We start from the raw sequence: 6,619 nt of genomic DNA on the forward strand, positions 1-6,619 counted from the left end.
CGCCGGCGGATGAAAACCCGTTCGATGGGCGGGGCGGGGATGTTCGGACGACGATCGCGTCGGATGAAAATATTTTTACGACGATTGACTGATTTTCCCGTATGCCGCCCGCCATCGAAACCGACGGCCTGACGAAGCGGTTCGACGAGGCGACCGTCGTCTCGGGGATCGATCTGACGGTTCCCGCCGGCACCGTCTACGGCTTTCTGGGACCGAACGGCGCGGGCAAGACGACGACCATGCGGATGCTGACGACGCTCGTCCGGCCGACGAGTGGGACGGCTCGTGTCGCCGGCCATTCGATCGAGAATCGCGAGGCAGTAGTTTCGGAAATCGGCTTCCTCCCCGAAGAACCACCGCTGTACGACGAACTCACCGCACGCGAGCAGCTGCGCTACATCACCGATCTCCGCGATATGGACGGCGACGACCGCATAGAGACGTTGCTCGACCGTCTCGATCTCGCCGCCGACGCGAACGAGCGAGTTGGGACGTACTCGAAGGGGATGAAACAGAAGACGGCGCTGATCCAGGCGCTCGTTCACGAACCGAGCGTGGTCTTCCTCGACGAGCCGACCTCGGGACTCGACCCGCGCGCCGCGCGCACGGTCTACGACCTCATCGGCGAACTCACCGATCGCGGTGCCACCGTCTTCCTCTCGACGCACATTTTACCTGTCGTCGAGCGGCTCGCCGACACCGTCGGCGTGCTCAGCGACGGATCGCTCGTCGCGGAGGACTCGCCGGAGCGACTCACCCACCGCGCCGAGGAGGAGCGCACGCTGGAGGACGCCTTCCTCGACGTGACGAGCGAGCGGCCGGTAGAAGCCCAATGAACTGGCCAACGGTCGGGCGGAGCCTCGCCATCGCTCGCGTCGAGTACCGCCGGAGCCTGCGCGCGATGGCGCAGAACACGACGCAGCTGCTCGGCTTCGGGCTCTTTCTCCTGCTGTTCGTCGGGCTGCCGACGGTCGGCGGGAGCTATCTCGCCTACACGGCCGGCGAACGACTGATCGACACGCTGCCGGTGCTCGATGGGGCGCGCAGCGCGCTCGCGCTGGCGTGGCTCGGACCGGTGTTCCTGATCGCCCAGCGCGCCGTCGGCAAGACCGCCCGGATCGAGCACGAGACGGGCATGCTGACGACCGTGCCGGCTCCCGACGTGCTCGGAGGATTGCTGCTCGCCGAGGCCGCACGCGTGCTCTCGATCGTGGCGGCGCCAGTCGTCGTGGTGGCGGGCGCGCTCGCGCTCGGCATCGGCGCGCCGACGGCGTTCGTCAGCGTCGTCGTGGCCTTCCTCGCGGTGTTCGCGACGGCGCTGCTCGTCGGCCACATCGTGGGCGTGCTGATCAAGATCGTCGTCGGCCAGTCCGAACTGCTCACGCGCTACAAGTCCGTCATCGCTGTCGTCGCCCTGCTCGCGTACTTCGTCGCAGTCTCCTCGGAGACGGTCGGGCGCGCACTGGTCCAGCTGTCGGCGCTACTGCGCGATGCGCCGACGGCGTGGTTCGGCGACCTGCTCGTGGCCGGGATTCCCGGCATCACGCCGTCGTTGCCGCGGATGGCCGGTGCGGTCGCACTGGTCGCGATCGGCGTCCCCCTCCTGTTGGCGATCGACGTGCGCGCGGCCGAGCGGCTCTGGTACGCCGACAGGGCACAGCCAGGGACGCGAACCTACGAGGAGAGCGATGCCGACGCGACGGTGCTCTCGCGGATCGCCGCGGGTCCGACGCGCGCGGTCGTGGAGAAGGTCTGGCGGCGAACGAAGCGCGCGCCGATCCGGCTGCTCTACGTCGCCTACCCTCTCCTCTTCCTGTTCGCGCCGCTCCAGCAGGCGTTCACCACGGGATCGGTGCCGGCGTCGCTGCCGATCCTGCTGGCGCTGTACGGGGCGTGGGCAGTCGGCGCGGCGGCGCTCAACCCGTTCGGCGACGAGGGAGCGCTGCTGCCGGTAACACTCACGACCGGGGTTCGTGGCGGGCAGTTCGTGCGCGGGCACGTCATCGCGGTGGCGACGGTCGGCCTGCCGCTCGTCGTCGTGGTGACGGGGGTCGCCGGCGTGCTGAGTCCGCTCGCGCCGGCGCGCTGGCTGCTGCTCACCGCCGTGAGCGCGGTGCTCTGTCTCGTCGGCCCGCTCCTCGCGCTGGCGATCGGCACCCGGTTCCCGCGCTTCGGAGCGGTCAGCATCAGCCAGAGCCGGGAGGTAGTGATTCCGAGCAAGACCGCCTTCGCCTGCTACACGGTCGCTGTGGCCGTCGGCGCGCTCGGAGCCGCGATCGCGCTGATCCCGGGCGGTGCAGCCGTTCTCTCCGCCCTCATCGAGATCATCGCGGGGTTCGCCGGGCTTTCGGTCGCCATCGCCCCGCCGGTGCTCCGCGTCGTCGGCGCTGCCGCCGCCATCGGGCTCGTGGTCGTCGCCCCGCCGCTCGCCTATCGGTACGTCGCACGGCGATTCGAGCGCTACACGCTCGCCTGAATCCAGAATCGAATCGGGATTTTCCCAACTTCCGACATTAATTGGTAGCGGTGGCGCGCGATGAATCCGGCCGAAGGCCGGAGAACGCGCGAGGGATGAGCACCGCAGCGAGTGAAACGAGCGAGGAGCGCAATCGGTTGGGGAGGTATGTGGGCTGTGCGGGACGGTGCGGTTTCTCATTGTCGTCAGGAACAGTGCTGTCAGGACAGCCGTTTCAGCCGCCTCATCGATCGTCTCTGTCGAACCAAGCAGATAATCCTGATCAAGATGTGCTTTCGGCCCGTACTCGACGTCCTGATGAAAATGAATGAATATCGTTCGATCCAGGACAGACCGTTTTTCGCGCTCGAAGACCGAGCGGCGCTATGCACGTCACCGAAGGTGGTCTCGACCTCACGGTGCCCGAACAGCCCGATGCGGGCATCGGCGAGGGCGTCTTTTTCAACCCCGACCAGGAGCTCAACCGCGACCTCACGGTGGCGGTGCTGCGGGCGGTCGGAGAGGACTGCGACTCGTATCTCGATGCCCACGCCGCGACCGGCGCGCGGGGCGTTCGCGCCGCCGGCGAGGGGTACGAGGTAACGCTCTGTGATCGCGATGGCGATGCGACCGAACTCTGTCGGACGAACCTCGATCGGAACGGGCTCGACGGGGAAGTCGTAAACCGGAACGTGAACGCGCTGCTCTCCGAGGAGGGGTTCGACGTCGTCGATCTCGATCCGTTCGGCACGCCGATCCCGTTCGCCGACGCCGCCTTTCGGGGGGCGCGCGATCTCGTCTGCGTCACCGCGACCGACACCGCGCCGCTGTGTGGGGCACACAAGGAGAGCGGTGTACGCTCGTACAGCGCCGTCCCGCAGAACACGGAGTATCACGCCGAAATGGGGCTCCGGATCCTCCTCGGTGCGCTCGTCCGCACCGCCGCGCGGTACGACGTCGCCGCCATCCCGGTGTTGAGCCACGCGACGAGCCACTACGTCCGGACGTATCTCTCGCTCTCGCGGCGGGCCAGCGACGCCAACGAGGCGCTCGACGGGATGGGCTACGTCCACCACTGCTTCTCGTGTCTCCACCGCGAGAGCCAGGAGGGTCTCATCGCGCGCCCGCCCGAGAAATGTCCGGTCTGCGGCGGACGGGTGCGGACCGCCGGCCCGCTCTGGCTCGGTCCCGTCCACGAGAACGAGTTCCTGGCGCGCGTTCGTGAACAGGTCACCGACGAGATGGGCACCGCCGAGCGCGCCCGCGACCTGCTCGACACGCTCGATGGCGAACTCGATCTGCCCACCCATTACGATCAACACCGCCTCTGCCGGCAGTGGACGCGCTCGGCGAGCGCGATGGACGACTTTCTGGCCCGGCTCCGCGAAGCAGGCTACGAGGCCTCGCGGGCGCACTACCACGGCACGGCGTTCAAGACCGACGCGACGGTCGCCGAGATCGAACGCGCGACCACGACGGCCGACACCGCCTGATCGACCGACACAGCCTGAGCAGCAGATACGGTCCAATCAATCGATGCGTTCCGATCAGTCGAGTCGAAGTCGGTGGGGTTCATACCGGGGCACGCTGAACGGTGGGTGTGCAGACCGGCAGTACCACGACCTCGCGGACGGACGATCTGCTCTCGATCGGCAGAACGGTCGTCGCGGTCGCCCGACAGGAGCAGATCACGTTGATGGCCGCGAGCCTCGCCTACTACCTCTTCACCGCGCTCGTTCCCCTGCTGCTCTTTTCGGTCATCGCGCTCTCGCTGTTCGGTCACGGCGTTCTCTCGCAGCTCTCGGGCACCGCGTCGGGAACCGTCCTGCCGAGCGGCGTCTCGGTGCCGAAGACGCTGCTCGCGAACACCCAGGGTCGGTTCCGCGCGGCGGTGCTCGGCGCGGTCATCCTCGCCTGGAGCGCGCTCAGAACGTTCGGCGCGCTCGACGGTGCGTTCGCCGCGGTCTACGACGAGCGCGAGGAAGTCTCACCCGTCGACAAGGCGATCGATGCGGTGATCGTGTTCGTCACCGTCGGGCTCGCGACCGTCGCGCTCGCGCTCGTCGGCGGCGCACTCGCGCTCGCCGTCAAAGACCGGCTCCTCCTGCGAGTGGCCAGCCCGCTGTTCCTGTTCGTCACGCTCGCGATCGTCTTCGCCCCGCTCTACTACCTCCTGCCGGAAGTCGAGGGCGTCACGCTCGCCGAGATTCTTCCCGGAACGCTGCTCGCGGCGCTCGTCTGGACGGTGTCGGCGGTCGTCGTCCGGCTCTACGCGACAACGTCGAGCAGCGTGCAGTTCTACGGCGTCGCCGGCGGACTGTTGCTCCTGTTGACCTGGCTCTACGTCGGCGGGCTGGCGCTGCTGGTCGGCGCGGCGCTCAACGCGACGCTCGCCGATCGCATCGATCCCGATGCGGAGTGGCTGCCGACGGCTCATCGGTGATCGACGGCAGTACCGGGCGCGGGTCGTACTTACGTCTCGGTCACCAAAGCGGATCGTGTCGAGGACCGACGACGTCGTGGCCGTTCTCGCCGACGTCATCGCGCTCGCGCGCCGCGAACGGATCGTCCTGACCGCGGCGAGCCTCGCGTATTTCACGTTCATCTCGCTGGTACCGCTGCTGTTGTTGCTCGTGGTCGCCATCTCGACGCTCGCCGGCGATGCGCTCGCGATACGGGCCATCATGCGGGCGACGCGTACGCTCGTGCCCGAGAACGCCGAACTGTTGCAGGGGATCGTCTTCGGCGCGGCCGATCGGGGCGCGACGATCCTCAGCGCCGCCGTGTTCCTCTGGGGCGCGCTGTTGACCTTCCGGGCGCTCAACACCGCCTTCAGCGGCATCTACGGCACCCAGGGCGAGCGCTCGCTGGTGGGAACCCTCGTGGACATCGTGCTCGTGTTCGTCGTCATCGTCGTCGCGGTGGTGGCGATGGTCGTCGGCGGCGTCGTGCTGTCGCTGTTCGTCGAAACCCGGCTGTGGAACACCCTCGGACCGATCGTCGTCTTCGCCGTGTTCACCGTCGTGTTCGTCCCGCTCTACTACATCCTGCCCGACGTCGACAGCGGCGTGGTGGAGATCCTTCCGGGGACGATCTTTGCGGCGGCTGCGTGGACCGTTCTCCAATCCCTGTTCGGCTACTACGCCTCGATCTCGACGCTACCCCAGCTCTACGGCGCGGCCAGCGCCGTGCTGTTGATCCTCGTCTGGCTCTACGTCGGCGGATTTGCACTGCTCACCGGTGCGGCGCTCAACGCGACGCTCGCCGATCGCGTCGATCCGGACGGGGGTTGGCTACCTATCGATCGGTGAGTCGGACGGCTTCCCGCCGATTTATGTACCCGTCGGTCGAATGCGCGGTCGTGAGTACCAGCGCGCGCGTGACCTCCTTCGGTCGGACGTTCGTCGGCGAAGTGCAGGACAAGGAGATCACGTTCCTCGCCGCGAGCCTCGCGTACTACGCGTTCGTCTCGCTGATCCCGCTCGTGTTGCTGTTGCTCGTCGCCGTGTCGTTCGCCGGCGGGGACGCGATGGCCGACCGCATCGCGCAGGCGGCGGGTGGCGCGCTCTCGCCGAGCGGACAGGGACTCGTGAGCGATGCCATCAGCAATCGGAGCGGGGCCGGCGGTGCGACCATCGTCTCCGTACTCGCCCTGCTCTGGAGCGCGCTCAAGGTGTTTCGCGGGCTCGATACCGCCTTTTCGCGGGCCTACGGGCGTGATTCGCCGGGTCTCGCGACACAGTTGAAAAACGGACTTATCACGCTCGTCGCAGTCGTGCTCGGCATCGCTATCACCGTCGGCGTCGGGGCGGTCGTCTCGCTCTCGCCGGTCGACGTGACCGTCGCAGGCGTCTCGGCGGTTGGCCTCGCCGGCACGCTGGCGACGCTGCTCGGCCTCGCGCTCACGCTGTTGCCGCTCTACTACTTCCTGCCCGGCGACGGCGTAACCGTGCGCGAGGCGCTCCCGGGCGCACTGTTCACCGCCGTCGGCTGGACAGTTCTCCAGATCGGCTTCCGGTTCTACGCCGCCAACGCCGGTAGCTACGAGGCCTACGGGGTGATCGGTGCGGTGCTGTTGCTCGTCACGCTGCTGTATTTCGCCGGGATGATACTGCTGCTCGGCGTGGTGTTGAACGCGGTTCTCGCCCTGTCTCTTATACACAT

At 67.7% G+C, this 6,619-nt stretch carries 6 protein-coding genes; all 6 read left to right on the forward strand.

All coding sequences use genetic code 11. The annotated features are described in order from the left end of the window. Positions 1 to 101: 101 nt before the first annotated feature. Positions 102 to 836: an ABC transporter ATP-binding protein gene (locus C451_RS07720; RefSeq protein WP_007739445.1), complete on the forward strand. Its 735-nt coding sequence runs from the start codon at positions 102 to 104 to the stop codon at positions 834 to 836. Beyond that, positions 833 to 2,476: a hypothetical protein gene (locus tag C451_RS07725; RefSeq protein ID WP_007739446.1), complete on the forward strand. Its 1,644-nt coding sequence runs from the start codon at positions 833 to 835 to the stop codon at positions 2,474 to 2,476. Before C451_RS07720 ends, C451_RS07725 begins: the two co-directional genes overlap by 4 nt. Positions 2,477 to 2,841: 365 nt before the next feature. Beyond that, positions 2,842 to 3,948, forward strand: coding sequence for a tRNA (guanine(26)-N(2))-dimethyltransferase (locus tag C451_RS07730; protein ID WP_007739447.1), 1,107 nt, complete (start codon positions 2,842 to 2,844; stop codon positions 3,946 to 3,948). A 107-nt stretch (positions 3,949 to 4,055) separates the two neighbouring features. Continuing rightward, entirely contained in the window at positions 4,056 to 4,898 is an 843-nt protein-coding gene (locus C451_RS07735) for a YihY/virulence factor BrkB family protein (RefSeq protein WP_007739448.1), read from the forward strand. Between the two features lie 55 nt (positions 4,899 to 4,953). Then, positions 4,954 to 5,766 carry a YihY/virulence factor BrkB family protein gene (locus C451_RS07740; protein ID WP_007739450.1) on the forward strand — a complete coding sequence of 271 codons (813 nt, stop codon included), beginning with the start codon at positions 4,954 to 4,956 and terminating at the stop codon, positions 5,764 to 5,766. A 50-nt stretch (positions 5,767 to 5,816) separates the two neighbouring features. After that, the coding region (locus C451_RS07745; protein WP_241431215.1) for a YihY/virulence factor BrkB family protein at positions 5,817 to 6,619 on the forward strand (803 nt) is incomplete at its 3' end.

The organism is Halococcus thailandensis JCM 13552, from assembly GCF_000336715.1.
GTDB classification, from domain to species: Archaea; Halobacteriota; Halobacteria; order Halobacteriales; family Halococcaceae; genus Halococcus; species Halococcus thailandensis.

What these genes read in the sequence shown, in the direction of transcription:
- C451_RS07725 (WP_007739446.1), top strand. Translation starts at nt 833, where the DNA reads ATGAACTGGCCAACGGTCGGGCGGAGCCTCGCCATCGCTCGCGTCGAG.
- C451_RS07730 (WP_007739447.1), top strand. Translation starts at nt 2,842, where the DNA reads ATGCACGTCACCGAAGGTGGTCTCGACCTCACGGTGCCCGAACAGCCC.
- C451_RS07720 (WP_007739445.1), top strand. Translation starts at nt 102, where the DNA reads ATGCCGCCCGCCATCGAAACCGACGGCCTGACGAAGCGGTTCGACGAG.